The 16,464-nt window shown below is 63.0% G+C and carries 14 protein-coding genes; 8 read left to right on the forward strand and 6 right to left on the reverse strand.

Annotation, left to right across the window (positions count from 1 at the left end; genetic code table 11):
• Positions 1-2 precede the first annotated feature (2 nt).
• The 4 genes from yqeC to J9789_RS11685 are packed head-to-tail and all read left to right on the forward strand — an operon-like array spanning position 3 to position 3,153.
• Positions 3-719: a selenium cofactor biosynthesis protein YqeC gene (gene yqeC, locus J9789_RS11670; RefSeq protein WP_209345618.1), complete on the forward strand. Its 717-nt coding sequence runs from the start codon at positions 3-5 to the stop codon at positions 717-719.
• On the forward strand, positions 707-1,510 hold the full coding sequence (yqeB, locus tag J9789_RS11675; protein WP_209345620.1) for a selenium-dependent molybdenum cofactor biosynthesis protein YqeB: 804 nt from the start codon (positions 707-709) through the stop codon (positions 1,508-1,510). The genes yqeC and yqeB overlap by 13 nt, the downstream gene beginning before the upstream one ends.
• A complete protein-coding gene (locus tag J9789_RS11680; RefSeq protein ID WP_209345622.1) occupies positions 1,498-2,262 on the forward strand; it encodes an XdhC/CoxI family protein in 765 nt (254 codons plus the stop codon). The genes yqeB and J9789_RS11680 overlap by 13 nt, the downstream gene beginning before the upstream one ends.
• Positions 2,263-2,274: 12 nt before the next feature.
• On the forward strand, positions 2,275-3,153 hold the full coding sequence (locus J9789_RS11685) for a LysR family transcriptional regulator (protein ID WP_209345624.1): 879 nt from the start codon (positions 2,275-2,277) through the stop codon (positions 3,151-3,153).
• Positions 3,154-3,355: 202 nt separating this feature from the next.
• On the opposite strand, the gene J9789_RS11690 is transcribed toward J9789_RS11685, so the two are convergent.
• Both J9789_RS11690 and J9789_RS11695 read right to left on the reverse strand, forming a co-directional pair.
• Entirely contained in the window at positions 3,356-4,888 is a 1,533-nt protein-coding gene (locus J9789_RS11690) for an FAD-dependent oxidoreductase (RefSeq protein ID WP_209345626.1), read from the reverse strand.
• A 37-nt stretch (positions 4,889-4,925) separates the two neighbouring features.
• The gene (locus J9789_RS11695) at positions 4,926-6,413 is read right to left on the reverse strand and encodes an SLC13 family permease (protein WP_209345628.1); all 1,488 of its coding nucleotides are present in this window, start codon (positions 6,411-6,413) and stop codon (positions 4,926-4,928) included.
• A gap of 233 nt (positions 6,414-6,646) precedes the next feature.
• Between J9789_RS11695 and J9789_RS11700 the strand changes: the two genes are divergently transcribed.
• The 4 genes from J9789_RS11700 to J9789_RS11715 are packed head-to-tail and all read left to right on the forward strand — an operon-like array spanning position 6,647 to position 11,338.
• Positions 6,647-7,024, forward strand: coding sequence for a BlaI/MecI/CopY family transcriptional regulator (locus tag J9789_RS11700; protein ID WP_209345630.1), 378 nt, complete (start codon positions 6,647-6,649; stop codon positions 7,022-7,024).
• The gene (locus J9789_RS11705) at positions 7,021-8,535 is read left to right on the forward strand and encodes a M56 family metallopeptidase (RefSeq protein WP_209345632.1); all 1,515 of its coding nucleotides are present in this window, start codon (positions 7,021-7,023) and stop codon (positions 8,533-8,535) included. Before J9789_RS11700 ends, J9789_RS11705 begins: the two co-directional genes overlap by 4 nt.
• Positions 8,532-10,016, forward strand: coding sequence for a M56 family metallopeptidase (locus J9789_RS11710; protein ID WP_209345634.1), 1,485 nt, complete (start codon positions 8,532-8,534; stop codon positions 10,014-10,016). Before J9789_RS11705 ends, J9789_RS11710 begins: the two co-directional genes overlap by 4 nt.
• Positions 10,013-11,338: a M56 family metallopeptidase gene (locus tag J9789_RS11715; RefSeq protein WP_209345636.1), complete on the forward strand. Its 1,326-nt coding sequence runs from the start codon at positions 10,013-10,015 to the stop codon at positions 11,336-11,338. Before J9789_RS11710 ends, J9789_RS11715 begins: the two co-directional genes overlap by 4 nt.
• Before the next feature lie 53 nt (positions 11,339-11,391).
• Here J9789_RS11715 and J9789_RS11720 read toward each other — a convergent pair whose 3' ends face one another.
• The 4 genes from J9789_RS11720 to J9789_RS11735 form a co-directional block, all read right to left on the reverse strand.
• On the reverse strand, positions 11,392-12,381 hold the full coding sequence (locus tag J9789_RS11720) for an ABC transporter permease (protein WP_209345638.1): 990 nt from the start codon (positions 12,379-12,381) through the stop codon (positions 11,392-11,394).
• The gene (locus tag J9789_RS11725) at positions 12,381-13,466 is read right to left on the reverse strand and encodes an ABC transporter permease (protein WP_209345640.1); all 1,086 of its coding nucleotides are present in this window, start codon (positions 13,464-13,466) and stop codon (positions 12,381-12,383) included. Before J9789_RS11725 ends, J9789_RS11720 begins: the two co-directional genes overlap by 1 nt.
• Positions 13,459-15,042 (reverse strand): ABC transporter ATP-binding protein, encoded by a 1,584-nt coding sequence (locus tag J9789_RS11730; protein ID WP_209345642.1) that lies wholly within the window; start codon positions 15,040-15,042, stop codon positions 13,459-13,461. The genes J9789_RS11725 and J9789_RS11730 overlap by 8 nt, the downstream gene beginning before the upstream one ends.
• A 109-nt stretch (positions 15,043-15,151) precedes the next feature.
• Positions 15,152-16,417 (reverse strand): BMP family ABC transporter substrate-binding protein, encoded by a 1,266-nt coding sequence (locus J9789_RS11735; RefSeq protein WP_209345644.1) that lies wholly within the window; start codon positions 16,415-16,417, stop codon positions 15,152-15,154.
• Between the last annotated feature and the right edge of the window lie 47 nt (positions 16,418-16,464).

Here is a 16,464-nt window from a genome sequence, read left to right on the forward strand (position 1 = left end):
CCATGGGTATCTGGGAGACCCTGCAACTGGACCCCAAGGTCCACCGGCTGATCGCCCTGGTGGGCGGCGGCGGCAAATCCTCCACCATGTACGCCATGGCCCGGCAGGCCATGGACCAGGGGCTGCGGGTGGTGGTTACCACCACCACCCACATCCTGCCCCACCCCAAGCTGCCCCTCACCGGCGACCCCGCCGCCCTGCCAGACCTGCTGGCGGAGCACCGGGTGGTCACCCTGGGGGCCTATGATGAGCGTGGCAAGCTCACCGGCGCGGGAGACCCTGCCGCCTGTCTGGATGTGGCCGACGTGGTGCTCATTGAGGCCGACGGGGCCAAGCTGCGGCCCCTGAAGGCCCCGGCGGACCACGAGCCGGTGATTCCTCCCACCTGTGACGCCGTCCTTGCCGCGGCGGGCCTGGACAGCGTGGGAAAGCCCATTGAGGAGACCTGCCACCGGCCGGAGCGGGTGTGCGCCCTGCTGGAGGTGGAGCCCGACCACCGCATTACCCCCGCCGACGTGGCGGCCATTTTGTCCAGCCCGGCAGGCGGACGGAAGAGCGTGGGACAGGCCATGGCCTTTCGCTGCCTGCTGAACAAGGCGGACGACCCCCAGCGGCAGGCCTGGGGCGAAGCGATCGGGGCGCTGCTGGCCCGGCAGGGCATCCACAGCGCCATCACCTACTATACCGAAGAGGAGCGGGGTGGATTATGCTTATTCTAGTCAAAGGCGCGGGAGATCTGGCTACCGGCACGGCGCTGCAGCTGTACCGGGCGGGCTTTTCGGTGGTCATGACCGACATTGCCCAGCCCACGGCGGTGCGGCGCACCGTGGCTTTCTCCCAGTGTATGTACGACGGTGCCGTCACCGTGGAGGGCGTCACCGCCCGGAAGGCGGCGGACAAGGCCCAGGCGGAGGCCATTCTGGCGGCCGGTGAGATCCCGGTGCTGGCCGATCCGGAGGCCCATATCCGCAACGAGCTGCCCTTTACCGTGGTGGTGGACGCCATTCTGGCCAAGCGCAACCTGGGCACCGCTATGGACGACGCCCCCATCGTGCTGGCCCTGGGCCCCGGCTTTACCGCCGGGGTGGACTGCCACGGCGTCATCGAGACCAAGCGGGGCCACGACCTGGGCCGCCTCATTCTGGAGGGGTCCGCCATCCCCAACACCGGCGTGCCCGGCGACGTGGGGGGCTACACCAAGGAGCGCATCATCCGCGCCCCCGCCGACGGTCCCTTTGAGCCGGTGGCTCAGATCGGCCAGCAGGTCCAGCTGGGGGACGTGGTGGCCAAAGTCAACGGCATCCCCGTCACCGCCCAGCTTACCGGCATCGTTCGGGGCATGCTGCCCGCCGGTATCCCCGTCACCACTGGTATGAAGTCGGGCGACATTGATCCCCGGTGTGAGGTGCGCCACTGCTTTACCGTGTCGGACAAGGCCCGGGCCATTGGCGGCGGCGTGCTGGAGGGCATTTTGTACTTTGGAAGGAGATTACGCCTGTGGAACGACTGATTCTGTGCGGCGGCGGCCACGTCTCTCTGGAGCTGGCCCACATTGCCGCCCGGCTGGAGTTTGAGGTGGTCGTCATTGACGACCGGCCGGAGTTTGCCAACGACGCGCGGTTCCCCATGGTCCATCAGGTGCTGTGCATGCCCTTTGAGGAGGCCCTGGACCAGTTGGGCAGCCGGGACACCGACTTTTACGCCATCCTCACCCGGGGCCACGCCTTTGACAAGGAGTGCCTGGCCCACGTGCTGCGGGGGCAGTACGCCTATGTGGGCATGATCGGCAGCCGCACCAAGGTGGCCGCCGTGTACAAGGCCCTCCGGGAGGAGGGATTTTCCCAGGAAATACTGGACGGAGTCCATTCCCCCATCGGCCTGTCCATCGGAGGCCAGACCCCGGCGGAGATCGCCGTATCCATCGCCGCTCAGCTGGTGCAGGTAAGGGCTCAGCGGGGCCCCGGCGCGGTGCGTCCGCCCCAGGAGCCCGGCATGCTGTGCACCATCGTGGAGAAGCACGGCTCCGCCCCCCGGGGCGTGGGCACCTGGATGCTGGTGCGGCCCGACGGCACCTGCGCCGGTACCATCGGCGGCGGTCAGGTGGAGTACCAGGCCAAGCTGCACGCCCAGGAGCTGTGGGCGGCAGGCAGCCAGGGTGAGACGGTGGAGTACGACCTGTCCCACGCCGCCGCCGAGCTGGGCATGGTGTGCGGCGGCCGGGTGAAGGTGACCTTTGCCCGCCAGAACGGCTCCGGCAGCTAAAGCGAGGCGGCTATGACACTCAAACAGATTTCCTATTTTCAGGCGGTATGTGAAAAGGGCAACATTTCCTCGGCGGCGGAAGATCTGTTTGTATCCCGCTCGGTCATTTCCCGGGCCATAGCGGATCTGGAAGAGGAGTTTGGCGCTCCCCTGTTTACCCGCTCCAAAAACGGCGTGACCCTTACGGAAAGCGGGCACATTCTGGCCAAGCTCTTTTCCGGCTTTACCGACTGCTACAACACCACCCGTGCCCGAATCGGCCAGCTGCAGCAGACCTCCCACACCCATCCGCTTCGGCTTGGTATCACACCCACAAATGCCTACTGTGTCTACCGCACCTATTTTGAGGATTTTCAGCGTCTCCATCCGGAGATCCCCCTCTGTGTGGAGGAGCACAGCGCCTTTGACGCCTGGAAACTGCTGCTCAACGGAGATCTGGACGCCTTTTTTACCCCTGCCCGACCGGACAGCGCCTTTTTTCAGTCGTTGGAGCTCTATGTCAACCCCATCATGCTGGGCGTGTCGGAGCACTCTCCGTTGGTGCAAAAGTCCAGCATCAGTATCGCCGACATTTTGGATCTGCCGCTGGGATTCTTCAACGCTCCCATGCCCATTGAGTCCACCCTGAACGCCTGCTTTGCGGCCTTTGGGAAAAAGCCCAATGTGGTACTGCGCACCTCTGACCAGATGCTGCTGCAGGAGCTGACCGCCCAGGGCAGGCTCTATCCCATCCTGCCCCTGGACATGATGGGCACCTGGGAGGGCGTCCGTGAGATCCCGCTGGACTTCTTTCGGCCCAGCATAAACCGCATGGTGTGGAGCGATGCCCTTTCCCACAGTCCTGAGATGGAACTCTTCCTGGCGTACATGCAGGACCAGGCAAAACAGTAGCACACGGCAAAAAATATCGGGCCGGACCCCGCCGATCAGCGGGGTCCGGCCCTTTTTTACATCTTTTTAATGCTCACACCGGCCGCATTCATTGCACACCCCGGTGGTTTCGCAGCCCGGCTGCTCCACCAGGCTACGCCAGAAATCCAGAGGAAGCTGGGGGGCCTGCTCCTCCTCCGGCTGCTCCGTGGCCGGTCTGGGCTCAGTGCTGGGGGGGAGTATTGAATTTCTCCTGAAAATCCAGATCCAGAGGCAGGCCCTTCTCTCTCTGCTCCTTGGCCAGCTTGGCCTTGTCGGTGTACAGGCCGTGCTGCTTTTCCTCCACCATCTCCCGGTAGGAGGGATCCTTGGCCTCAAACTTGGCGTTGCGGGGCAGAGGCACGTCCTGATCCACCAGGATATCCTGAACCTTGCGGATGTTGACGTTGTGGACGGTGGTACCGTCGGCCACCGCCACAGCGGCGGCCACACCGGCAGCCTGACCGGTACCCACACACTGTGGGATCAGGTCCAGCCAGTCGATGGCAATGCCGTCGGCGGACAGGTGGCGGCCCGGGCAAAGCAGATTCTCCACGCCCTTGGGCAGGATGGCCCGGTAGGGGATCTCCACGGGGCCGCAGTCATTGACCTGGCAGATGGTGGAGTGCCAGGCGATGACGTCGTCATGCTCCAGGGCATAGGCAAAGTCGGCGGTGGTCATCACATACTCGCCCTTGAGGCGGCGGCTGATGCGGGTACCCAGCTGGGGGGCGATGTCGTACAGGTAGGCGTTGCGGAAGGCAACCGGCACCGCCTGCCGCAGATATTCCAGCACCTCCCGCATGGTATTGCGGGTGTTCATCTCGGTCTCGGTCTGGTCCTTCACCACCGAGCAGTCCCGGTTGGCGTGCCAGTTGTTGACCCAGCAGATATCATTCTGATTGCTGGCCATGGGCAGGCACCGGAAGCCCGCCACTCGGGTCAGGCCCTGACGCAGAGCGGCCATCTCCTCCGGATGGGTATGGCGCCACTGGTAGAACAGATCCCAGTTGATGCCGCCGATGCGCCACACCAGGGCGGTGGTATTGGCCCGGGTGACCTGGTCGGCCATGCTCTCAAAGGGAGTGCCGGTCTGGCGGTACAGATCGCCGTCGCCGGTGGCGTCGATGACCACCTTGGCCAGAATGGCCTTGCGGCCCTCCTTGCTCTCATAAATCACACCCTTGACGGTGCCGTTCTCCATAATGGGACGGGTGCCCCAGCTGTGGCACATGACGGTGATGGCGTCCTTATGCTCCAGAAGCATCTTGTCCAGCTCGATCTTCAGCTGGTTGGGCTCAAAGTACACCGAGCGCACCAGACAGGAGGGCTTGCATCCGCCGTATCCGCCACGGCTGACGCAGTCATGGATGCCGCTCCAGGGATGGAGCAGGGCGGGATCGGTGTAGCCGATCTGATCCAGGGAAGGAGCGTTTACCGCCCCGGGGATCTTGCTCAGGCGGGTGAACCACTCCTCCTGGAGACCCCGGACAAAGGATTTGTCATACCAGGAGAGGTTGGGCACCATGATGACATAGCCGCCGGTGACGTCGCCCCCCATGTAGCCGTACCGCTCCAGCAGGATAATATTCTTGGCGCCCGCCCGGGCGGCAGCCACGGCAGCGGAGTGGCCGGCGGCGCCGCCGCCCACCACCAGGATGTCGCATTCCGCCTCAACCGTCAGTTCCCGGGCCGGCTCCACATATACGTTGCTCATTGATCAAACACTCCTTTTTGTTCGTTCCCAAGAGAACTCAGAACAGATAACCGAAGACAATGCAGATGGCGCTGGCCAGGACAATAAAGATGATGTTGGTCACTACGCCCTTGGTGAAGATGAATTTGTTGGTCATCTCCTCCCGGCCCAGCATAACCGGTGCATAGGCAATGGCTCCGTTGGTGAGGAAGGCGCACATGCTGGCCAGGATAGTGGCCACGCCCAGCACGGTGGCGTTGCCCTCGCCGTTCATCTGCATGGTGCAGGCCAGGGGAATACAAATGGCGTTGATGGTAAAGCTGACGGGCATACCGTTGGTGAAGTTGGTGAAAATGGTGGACGCAGCCACGCAGAGGGTAACCATGATGGGCCAACTGGCGCTGCCCAGAATGGGACCCAGGGCGGTGGCAATGGCCGCCTTGATGCCCAGATCGTCAGAAGCAATGGCGGAACCGCAGATGGTAAAGCATCCGGCCACCGCTACGATGCCCCACATGGTCTTGGACTGGAGGAGCTTGACACCGTTGATAAAGGGCTTGCCCTCCTTGTCCCGCATCATGCACAGCACGGCAAAGAGAACGATCCAGATCCAGGTGGAGCCCACCTTGTTGTAGAAAGCAGTCACAATGGAGTCGGCCGGCAGGACCATGCTTGCCAGCAGGAAAAGGATACCAAAAACCATGAAGCCAAGCAACACCTTTTGCTTGCCGGTCATCTTGAAGTCGGCCTCGGTGAGGTTCATCTTCTCCACATCGAAGTTCTTCAGAGGGGTAAGGTCGGTTTTCCACACAAAGCGGATAAACAGGGCGTATACCAGCACAAAGGCCAGCACCACCAGGGTAGCAGTCACCAGATAGAGGGCGCTGTTGAAGGTCAGGCCGCTGCTCTCCATAATGCCGCTGATAATGGCAATGGAGGAGAGGTGGACCCCCTTGAAGGGCAGCACATAGGCGCCCATGGCGGCGATATAGATGCCCAGCAGCAGTTCCCGCTTCAGGTCGCTGTTCTTCTCCACCCCGCACATCTCACAGATGCCGTCCAGGATGGGGTACCACAGCAGCAGCATGGTGGTGGGGCTGCTCACCAGAGCGGAGCACACCAGCACCGTCAGGAACAGGCCTACGATCAGGCGCATGGGATGTCCCCGCAGGGCCCGGATCCGCAGCACCTTACGGGCCAGCACGTTGACCGCGCCCGACTCGGTGACCGCGCCGGTCAGAGCCATGACCCAGATGATCTGCTGGATGGTGGTGTTGCCGAACCAACTGGCCAGCAGGCCGCTGGCCGTTGTATAATCGCAGATAATGAGGCCGAACAAGCCCATCAGAGCCGGCCAGAAGGTCTCACCTGTGGCGATCGTGATCAACAGCACTCCAAAAAATACGCCCAGAACACCTACGCCCGCCTGGGTGATCCCCGCAAAAGGCGGCACTACTGCACCAAAGAGGAAAATCAGACACAGGGCAATGACCACACAGAGATAGTAGCCGACGTTTTTACTCCGCCCTCCAATACTTGACGACATGGTAACGTTCCTCTCTTTCGTCGAGATTGTCTCCGCGGTTGACTAAACTTACTATACTGCCTTATTTTTGCGATGTAAAGCGCTATTATCGGACATGCCGACGTAATTATGCTACATATAGTCATGTCTATTTCTGCAGTAACTCCAAGCTATCCACTTGACTCGCCCATGCTTCCGCGCTATAATCTTCTACAGAAGAAGAAGTTCTACAAGAGAAGAAGGAGGTGTACATTATGAAGCAGGACATCCGCCGTCTGCCCGACAGTGAGCTGGAGCTGATGCAGATCATCTGGGACAAGGAGCCGCCGGTGACCCGGCCGGAGATCGAGGAGGCGCTGGCCAAGACCCATCCCCTGGCCCCCACCACCATCCTCACCTTCCTCACCCGGCTGTGCGACAAGGGTTTTCTGAAGCTGGAGCGCCGGGGCAAGGTCAATTACTACACACCCATTATCACCAGAAAGGCCTATCTGGCTCAGGCCAGCCGGGGGGTGCTGGACCAGCTCTTCGGGGGCTCAGTGGCCGCCCTGGCCACCTCCCTGGTGGATGCCGGGGTGAGCCGGGAGGACCTGGAGGAGCTGCGCCGCATGCTGGAGGAGGGACGGCTGTGAACAACTTCCTGATCATCTGGTTCTACCGGGTATTCGTTGCCCTTGTCCTGGGCATAGGGGTGCCTCTCTGCTTTTGGCTGGAGTGGAAATACGAGCGGCAGGTGGCCGTCACCGGCTGTACCGTCCGGGTGAGCACCAAGCGGAACACGGTCATCTTTGTGGCCCCCTGGGTACTGCCCTTTATGATGGCTGTTTACTGGCTGATTATGACCCTGTTTGTGGGTCCGGCGCTGAGTACCGCCTCCCTGCTGGAGCTCTCTCTCCAGCTACTGGTACTCCTCTCCCTGTACTTCGCCCTGCTGCTGCTCCTGCTTCCCCTGCTGCGGCGGACCATCTCCGCCCGGGCCTGTGCCACCCTGTGGCTGCTGCCCGTCTTTCTATGCTACAACCTGGCGGTCTGGCAGCGGACCTTCGTGCCGCCCCTGGTGGTGCTCTCCATCCCCAATCGCCTGGGGCCCCTGCTGCTTGGGATCTGGCTGACGGGGGCCGCGGCGGTGGCCCTGTGGTATCTGATCTCCCACCTCCGCTTTCGCCGACGGCTTTTGAAGGACGCCCAGCCCATTAATGATGCCGATGTGGTCAACCTGTGGTGGGATGAGCAGCGCCAGGCCCTGCTGAAGCGGCACATCCGCCTGCTCACCAGCCCCGCCGCCACCTCTCCCCTGACCATCGGCCTGTTCGGACGCACCATGTGCACGGTGCTGCCCCAGCGGGACTACACCCTGGACCAGTACCAGCTCATCTTCCGCCATGAGCTGCGCCATGTCCAGCGGCGGGATGTGGACACCAAATGCTTTTACATCTTCTGCAAGGCTCTGTGCTGGTTCAACCCGCTGGTATGGGTAGCGGTGCGGAAGGCCTCCGCCGATCTGGAGCTGTCCTGCGACGAGATGGTGGTGTACGATGCGGAGGACGACACCCGCCGGGAGTACGCCTCCCTCCTGCTGGAGACGGCGGGGGATGAGCGGGGGCTCACCACCTGTCTGTCCGCCTCGGCCTCCAGCCTGCGCCGCCGCCTGAAGGGGGTCATGGTCCCTCGGGAGCGCTCCTCCGGGGTCCTGGCGCTGGGGCTCATGATGGCAACCCTGGTGCTGTGCTCCGGTCTTATTTTGGTGACCACCGTCAGCGGTACCGCCGGGGAACTGCTTTTCCCCCATCCGGAGGATGTGTCTTTCCAATCCGTCTGGGTCAGCTTGGATTCCGGCAGCGCCCATGTGAAGGAAGCCCATGTGGAGGAGCCCTCTCCCGTTGTGAACCAGGCCCTGCTGGACCAGCTGTCCTCCCTGCCCGTCACCAGGCTGTCCACAGGCTCCACTCTTCCGGGGAGCGACTCGCCCCGTCTCTCCTCCTTCCTGCATGACGGAGAGCACGTGCAGATACTGGCCCTCACCGATGGTCTGTGCTCCCTGACCACCCTGGACGACAGCAAGGAGGTATCCATCCTCTACCAGGTGGACGGCCCGGTGGACTGGGAGGGACTTTACGCCCTGATCGAGGAGGGATCAGCATGACGCTGACTACAAACTGGGTCTTCCGCATCATTCTCTCCCTGCTCATGGGGCTGGCCGTGGCCGTTGCCTTCCGCGGGGAGTGGCGCTATGAACAGCAGGTGGCCGAGACCGGCTGTACCGTCCGGGAGGGAAAAAAGCGGGACACGGTGATCTGGTTCTCCCCCTGGGTCCTGCCCTTTCTGATCCTCACGCTTTGGCTGGTCACCCTCCTGTCTTCCGGCCCTGAGGTCAGTACCGCCGTTCTGATGGAATGCACCTCCCGGCTGGCGGTGCTGCTCACCCTGTACTTTGTGGTGCTGCTGGTGCTTCTCCCCCTGCTGCGCAAGACCATCTCCGCCCGGGCCTGCGCCACCCTGTGGCTGCTGCCGGTCTTTGTCTACTATAGCCAGTATGTGTATCAGGGTACTGTGCCCCCGCTGGTGGTGCTGCGCATCCCCCGCCCTCTGGCGGCCATTTTTCCCTGGCTGTGGCTGTCCGGCTTTCTCGTGGTCCTGCTGTGGCACCTGATCTCCCACCTGCGGTTCCGCCGGATGCTCCTGAAGGAGGCCCGGCCGGTGGAGGACCAGGAGGTCAGGGACCTGTGGTGGGAGGAGGAGCGGCTGGTTCTGCTGAAGCGTCCCCTTCCCCTTTTGGTCAGTCCCGCCCTCTCCTCTCCCCTGACCATCGGTCTGTTTGGCCGCACCATGTGTACCGTGCTGCCCGAGCGGGACTACACCCTGGACCAATACCGGCTCATCTTCCGCCATGAGCTGCGCCACGTCCAGCGGCGGGACGTGGACACCAAATGCTTTTACCTCTTCTGCAAGGCCCTTTGCTGGTTCAATCCTCTGGTGTGGGTGGCGGTGCGGAAGGCCTCCGCCGACCTGGAGCTGTCCTGTGACGAGATGGTGGTGTACGGGGCGGAGGACCGCACCCGTCGGGAGTACGCCTCCCTCCTGCTGGAGACGGCGGGGGATGAGCGGGGCTTCACCACCTGCCTGTCCGCCTCGGCCCGGGGACTGCGCCACCGGCTGCAAGGGGTGATCCGGCCTCAGAAGCGCTTTTCCGGCACCCTTGTGCTGGGTGTGATCACCGCGGTGCTGGTGCTGTGCTCCGCCGTTCTGTCGGTGAGCAGCAGCTACGGCACCCTGGGCGAGCTCCTGCTAGTCCCCCACGGAGCGGTGACGATTGACTCCGTTTTATTGGAAGCAGATAACACGTACCTGTACCGGGATGACCTCTCTCCCCAGGTCCGGGAGGAGCTGATGGAGTACCTGTCCGCCCTGCCGGTAACCAAACTGGCCACCGGTCCGGATCTCCCCGAAGATGAGCCTAAGCATCTGGCTCTGTTCCTGGCCGACCGGAAGTTCTATCTGGAGTTCACCCCCGGACTGTGTACCCTGACCCCCATGAACACCCCCTTTACCCCGGTGCTCTACCGCCTGGACCAGCCGGTGGACTGGGATGGATTTTACGCTCTGCTGGAGGAGGAATCGGCATGACCAGCTTTGATGTAGGCCTCAGCCTCTTTTTTGGGGCTGTCATCGCCCTGCTCTTCCTGCTGCGGTGGTGGTATGAACGGAAGATCGCCCTGAGCGGTTCCCCCGATCCGGAGGCCTTCTCCATCTATCAAAGTGCCCTGTCGCAATACTCCCCCAAGTTTTTCCCCATATTTATCCTCAGTTTTATTTTGATGCGGGCCATCTTCTCAGGCTGGGACATGGCCGCCGGCCTGCTGCTGGAGCTCTCCCTCCAGCTGCTGGTGCTGCTCCCCCTGCTGCGGCGGCGGATCTCCGCCCTGGCCTGCGCCACGCTGTGGCTGCTGCCCACCCTTCTCTATTTCCCCTTTTTCCCCGGCATTCTGTCCCTCTCCACCACCTCCTACCGGCCTTCTCTTCTGGTGCTCTCCGTCCCGCGGGATGTGCTGCTCCTGCTGGTGAAGCTATGGGGAGTGGGGGCGGCAGTGGTGCTGGCGTGGCAAATCTTCTCCCACTACCGGTTCTGCCGGGCCATTCTGAAGGACGCGGTACCGGTGACCGACCCGGAGGTGCTGTCCCTGTGGAACCATGCCCAGTCCATCCTCCGGCGGAAAAAGCCCATTCCCCTGCTCATCTCCCCCGCCGTCGCCTCCCCTCTGACGGTGGGTCTCTATTCCATGGTGGCCCTGCTGCCCCAGCGGGATTTTACCCTGGAGCAGTACCGGCTTATCTTCCGCCATGAGCTGCTCCACATCCAGCGCAGCGACGTGGATATGAAATGCTTCTGTATGCTGTGCCGGGCCATCTGCTGGTTCAATCCCCTGGTGTGGGTGGCTACCCGGCGGGCTTCCGACGACCTGGAGCTGTCCTGCGACGAATTGGTGGTCTACGGTGCGGAGGAGTCGGTGCGGCAGACTTACGCCGCCCTCCTGCTGGAAACGGCAGGAGATCAGCGGGGACTGTCCACCTGCCTGTCCGCTTCGGCCTCCAGCCTGCGCCAGCGGCTGCGGGGGGTAATGGCGCCGGGAAAGCGGACCTCCGGCGCGGTGCTGCTGGGCCTGACCATGGCCCTGCTGATGCTCTGCTTCGGCATGGTGACGGTGGGCATGGCGGGCAGCGGCCAGGACCTGGTCCTCACCCCCTACGGAGCGGAGCAGGCGGTAGCCGCAACCCTGGTAGCGGACGAGCAGCGGTTCTACCTCACCCTGCGCTGCTCGGACGGCAGCCAGCTGGAGGTCCGGTGGGACGACCAGTTCTGCGTGGCCCGGAGGGATCACCGGGACCTGGCCCTCTTCCGGATGGACAGGCCGGTGAACTGGGATTATCTCCGCACCCTGGCGGCATAAAACCAAAAAAGCGGCCCCGGCGCATATGCGCCGGGGCCGCTTTTCATTTTCATTTACCGCTCCTCGCGGAAGTAAGGCAGGCCCAGAGAATTGGGCGGCTGCTTGTCTTTGCTGTTGCGCAGGGAGGTGAAGATCAGCACGATGACAGTGACCACATAGGGCAGGATCTTGTACAGCTCGTCGGGGATGAAGCCCAGGTGAAGCCGCTGGTACAGGATCATCAGCGCGCCGAACAGGATGGAGCCCCAGATGGCGTTGAGGGGCCGCCACAGGCAGAAGATGACCAGGGCAACCGCCAGCCAGCCCTCACCGGACAGGGCCTCGTGGTTCCACACGCAGCTGGCGATGGTCATGATGTACACCATGCCGCCGATGGCCGAGATGCCGCCGCCGATGACGGTGGCCAGATACTTGTACAGGGTGACGTTGACGCCGGCGGCGTCGGCGGTGGCGGGAGACTCACCCACCGCCCGCAGGGACAGGCCCGCCCGGCTCTTGTTGAGGAACAGGTGCATCCCCACCGTCAGCACAAGGCCCAGGTAGAGGAAGATGCTGTGCCCGAAGAGCAGGGGTCCCACCACCGGCAGCTGCTGAAGGGCCGCCGGGAAGGGAGAATTGAGGAAGACCGCCTTCAGGTCGTTGCTCACGGCCACGTAGCCGCCGGAAGTCACCCGCATGTACTCGCCGATGAACTGACCGGCGCCGGTGCCGAAGATGGCCAGGGCCAGGCCGGTGACGTTCTGGTTGGCCCGCAGGGAGATGGTGAGGAAGGAGTAGATGAGAGCGCCGATGGCGCCGCCCAGGAAGGCGAAGAACAGGGCCAGGATGACGGCCAGCACGCCGCTGGTGCCGCCGGCCCCCTCAAAGTAGAAGGCCGCGCCCAGACCCATGGCGCCTCCCATGAACATCATGCCTTCCACGCCCAGGTTCAGGTTGCCCGCCTTTTCCGACAGGATCTCACCCAGGGTGCCGTAGAGCAGAGGCACGCCGTTGAGGACGGCGGCCATGATGAGGAGCAGGACCGCGTTGCTGTTGATATCCATTACTTGGCCACCTCCTTATGGCTGCCCCGGAAGATGAGGCGGTAGTTGATGAAGAATTCACAGCCCAGCATGCAGAACAGGAAGATGCCGGTGATGATGTCCGAAATGGAGGCAGGGACGTTGAGCTGGGTCTGGAGGGTGTCGGCGCCCTTGTCCAGCACGCCCAGCAGCACCGAGATGCCCACCATGGCGAAGGGGTTGAGCTGGGCCAGCCAGGCCACGGTGATGGCGGTAAAGCCCACACCGGCGGCCACGCCGGAGTACAGGGTGTTGTCGGCGCCGGAGCAGACGATGAAGCCCACCAGACCGGCGATGGCGCCGGACAGGAACATGGTGCGCATGATGATCTTGCCCACGTTCATACCGGCGTACCGGGCGGTCTTCTCGCTCTCGCCGATGACGGCGATCTCGTAGCCCTGCTTGGTATACTTCATGTAGAAGAACATGGCCACCGTCAGAATGAGGACGATGATCCAGCCGCAGTGGACGCCCAGCACCTTGGGCAGCACGGCGGCGGAGTCAAACTGGGGAATGATCTGGGAACCGGGACGGCCCTCCCAGGGGCCGCCCTGGAGCCACTTGACCACGCCGATCATGATGTAGTTCATCATCAGGGTGAACAGGGTCTCGTTGGTGCCCCACTTGGCCTTGAAGAAGGCGGGCACCAGGGCCCACAGGCCGCCGCAGATGGCGCCGGCCACGGCCATGACCACCAGCAGCACGGGGCCGGGCAGCTTATCCGCCCAGAACAGGGCGAAGTAGCTGGCGCCTACGGCGCCGGCGGTGATCTGACCCTCGGCGCCGATGTTCCAGAAGCGCATCTTGAAGCAGGGGGCGATGGCCAGGGCGGTGCCCAGCAGCGGGATGGCAATTTTCACGGTCTGACGGATGGCGGTCTTTTTGCCCAGGGAGCCGGTGATCATGGTACCAAAAGCTCCGAAGGGGTTGTGGCCCATCAGCAGGAAAATGAGGGCGCTGATGAGGATGGCCACCAGGAAGGAGGCGCCGCGGATGGCCCAAACCTTGCCCTTGGGCATGCCCTCCCGCTTGGCCAGACGGATCAGGGGACTATTTGCTTCATGCATCCTGGCTTCCCTCCTTTCCGCCGCCCACACGGGTCATGAGCAGGCCCAGCTGTTCTTTGGTGGCGGTGGGACCGTCCACCACGCCGGAGACCTGGCCGCCGCACAGCACCAGGATACGGTCGCACAGCTCCAGCAGCACGTCCAGGTCCTCGCCCACCAGCAGCACCGCAACCTCCTTCATCTTCTGCTCGTTAAGCAGATGGTAGATGGTATAGGAGGAGTTAATGTCCAGGCCGCGGACGGGGTAGGCGGTCATGAGCACCGTGGGGCTGGAGGCGATCTCACGGCCCACCAGCACCTTCTGCACGTTGCCGCCGGACAGACGGCGCACCGGGGTGGCCACCCCGGGGGTGACGATCTCCAGCTCGTCGATGAGCTTCTCGGCCAGGGCCTTGGGGGCCTTCCGATCCACCAGAGGGCCGGGGGTGTCCTTGTAGGTCTTGAGCATCATGTTGTCCACCATGCCCATGCCGCCTACCAGGCCCATGCCCAGCCGGTCCTCAGGCACAAAGGCCAGGGACACACCCACCTTGCGGATCTGGCCGGGGGTCTTGCCCACCAGCTCCTCCCCCGCCTTGTCCACCGGCACGTGATTGCCGGCGATGTCGCTGTTGGGGTGGGGCGGATAGTAGAAGATGTGGCCGGACTCCGCCTTCTGCAGGCCGGCAATGGCCTCCAGCAGTTCCTTCTGGCCGGAGCCGGCGATACCGGCGATGCCCAGGATCTCGCCGCCGTAGGCCTGGAAGGAGATGTCCTTCAGCACCGGCAGACCCTCGCCGTTGCGGCAATTGAGGCCCTTGACCTCCAGGCGCAGGTCCTTGTACTTGGCCTGGGGCCGGTCGATGTTCAGGCTGACGGCGTGGCCCACCATCATCTCGGTGAGCTTCTGGGGGTTGGTTTCGCAGGTGTTGACGGTGCCGATGTACTTGCCCTTGCGGAGCACCGCCACCTTGTCGGACAGATCCATCACCTCGTGGAGCTTGTGGGTGATGATGACGATGGCCTTGCCGTCGGCCTTCATGGCCCGCAGGATGTTGAAGAGCCGCTCGGTCTCCTGGGGGGTGAGGACGGCGGTGGGCTCGTCCAGAATGAGGATCTCGGCCCCCCGGTAGAGCACCTTGACGATCTCCACCGTCTGCTTCTCCGACACCGACATGTCATAGACCTTCTTGTTGGGGTCGATGCCGAAGCCGTACTTGTCGCTGATGGCCTGCACCTGGGCGGCCACCGCCTTACGGTCGTGCTCCTTCCCCTTCAGGCCCAGGGCGATGTTCTCCGCGGCGGTGAACACCTCCACCAGCTTGTAGTGCTGGTGGATCATGCCGATGCCGTGGGCAAAGGCATCCTTGGGGGAGCGGATGGCCACCGGCTTGCCCTCCACCAGGATCTCGCCCTCGTCGGGGAGATAGATGCCGGAGAGCATGTTCATCAGGGTGGTCTTACCGCTGCCGTTCTCGCCCAGCAGGGACAGGATCTCCCCCCGGTCGATGGTCAGGTCGATGTTGTCATTGGCCACCACCTTGGTGCCGAAGCGTTTGGTGATGTGCCGAAGTTCAATTGCATGGACAGGTTCCAAGGCTGTCATCCTTCCTGTGATGAGACGTGGGTGGGTGATGGATCACTGTCTTTCCCGGGAAAAGACAGAAAAGAGGGCTGCTGGTGCAGCCCTCTTTTGGGTCAGGTCATCAATAGGCAGAGTTGAGCCACTCGATGCCGTCGATCTGCACGGTAAAGTAAGGCGCAGACTGGAAGTAGGACTCATGGAAGGCGCCGTCAAACACGGCCTCCTCGGAGTCGGCGACGAAGTCGCCGTCGGTATCCAGAGCCATGCAGGTGGTGAGGGGCTGGCCCTCCACGGTGAAGGTAGTGGTGTCGAAGACCTGCAGCTCGCCGTCGTGGATGGCCTTCTCCACCTCGGCCAGCTTCTCAGCGGTGCCGGCAGCGGCGATCTCCTCGTTCAGAGGAGTCATAACCACAGCGCCCTCGTCCATGCCGTGGCACCAATCCTGGTCGAACTCCTCGCCGTTGGCAACGGCCTCGATGGCGTACTCAAAGTACACGGACCAGTCGATGCGGGTGCCGATGAGGGAGGCCTCGGGGGCCACGGAGATCATGTCGTTGTTGTAGCCGGTATGGAAGGCGCCGGCGTTCTGAGCGGCGGTGGCGGGGGTGGTGTTGTCGGAGTGCTGGGAGATCATGACGCAGCCGGCGTCGCACAGAGCCTGGGCAGCGTTGCCCTCCTCAGTGGCGTCAGACCAGGAGCCCACGAACTGGACCTTCATGGTCACGCTGGGGCACACACTCTTGGCGCCCAGGTAGTAGGCGGTGAAGCCGGAGATCACTTCGGCAAAGGAGTAAGCGCCCACGTAGCCGATGACGGCCTGGTCGGCGGTGATGTCGCCGTTGTCGATCATCTCCTGCAGCTTCATGCCGGCCACCACACCGGCCAGGTAACGGCCCTCATAGATGTTAGCGAAGGCGTTGTGGGTGTTGGGCAGGTCGTCCACAGCGGAGGCCTGGTTGGTGCAGGCGATGAACTCGATCTCGGGGTAGTCGGGAGCCACCTTCAGCATGAAGGGCTCGAAGCCGTAGGAGTTGTTGATGATCAGGTCGCAGCCGGCCTCGGCCAGCTCGATGTTGGCGTCCTCGCAGGAGGAGTCCTCACCGATGTTCCACTTGATCTGCCAGTCCACGGTGATGCCCTTCTCGGCCAGGGCCTCGGTGACGGCCTCCTTGCCGCGGATGAAGTTGTAGGTGTAGCCCTGATCGTTCTCGTCGCCGATGCAGATCAGGCCCACCTTGACGGTCTTGTTGCCCTCGGTCTCGCCGCCGGAAACGGTCTCACCGCCGCCGGAGGGGCTCTCGCTGTTGCCCTGGGTACCGCCGCAGGCGGCCAGGCTCAGCACCATGGAACCGGCCAGGAGCAGCGCAAGCAGTTTTCTCTTCTTCATGTCCAATGTTCCTCCTTTTAAATCCTGTTTGACTTCCAACTTTCCTT

It is taken from the genome of Flavonifractor sp. AGMB03687, from assembly GCF_017811815.1.
Taxonomy (GTDB): domain Bacteria; phylum Bacillota; class Clostridia; order Oscillospirales; family Oscillospiraceae; genus Flavonifractor.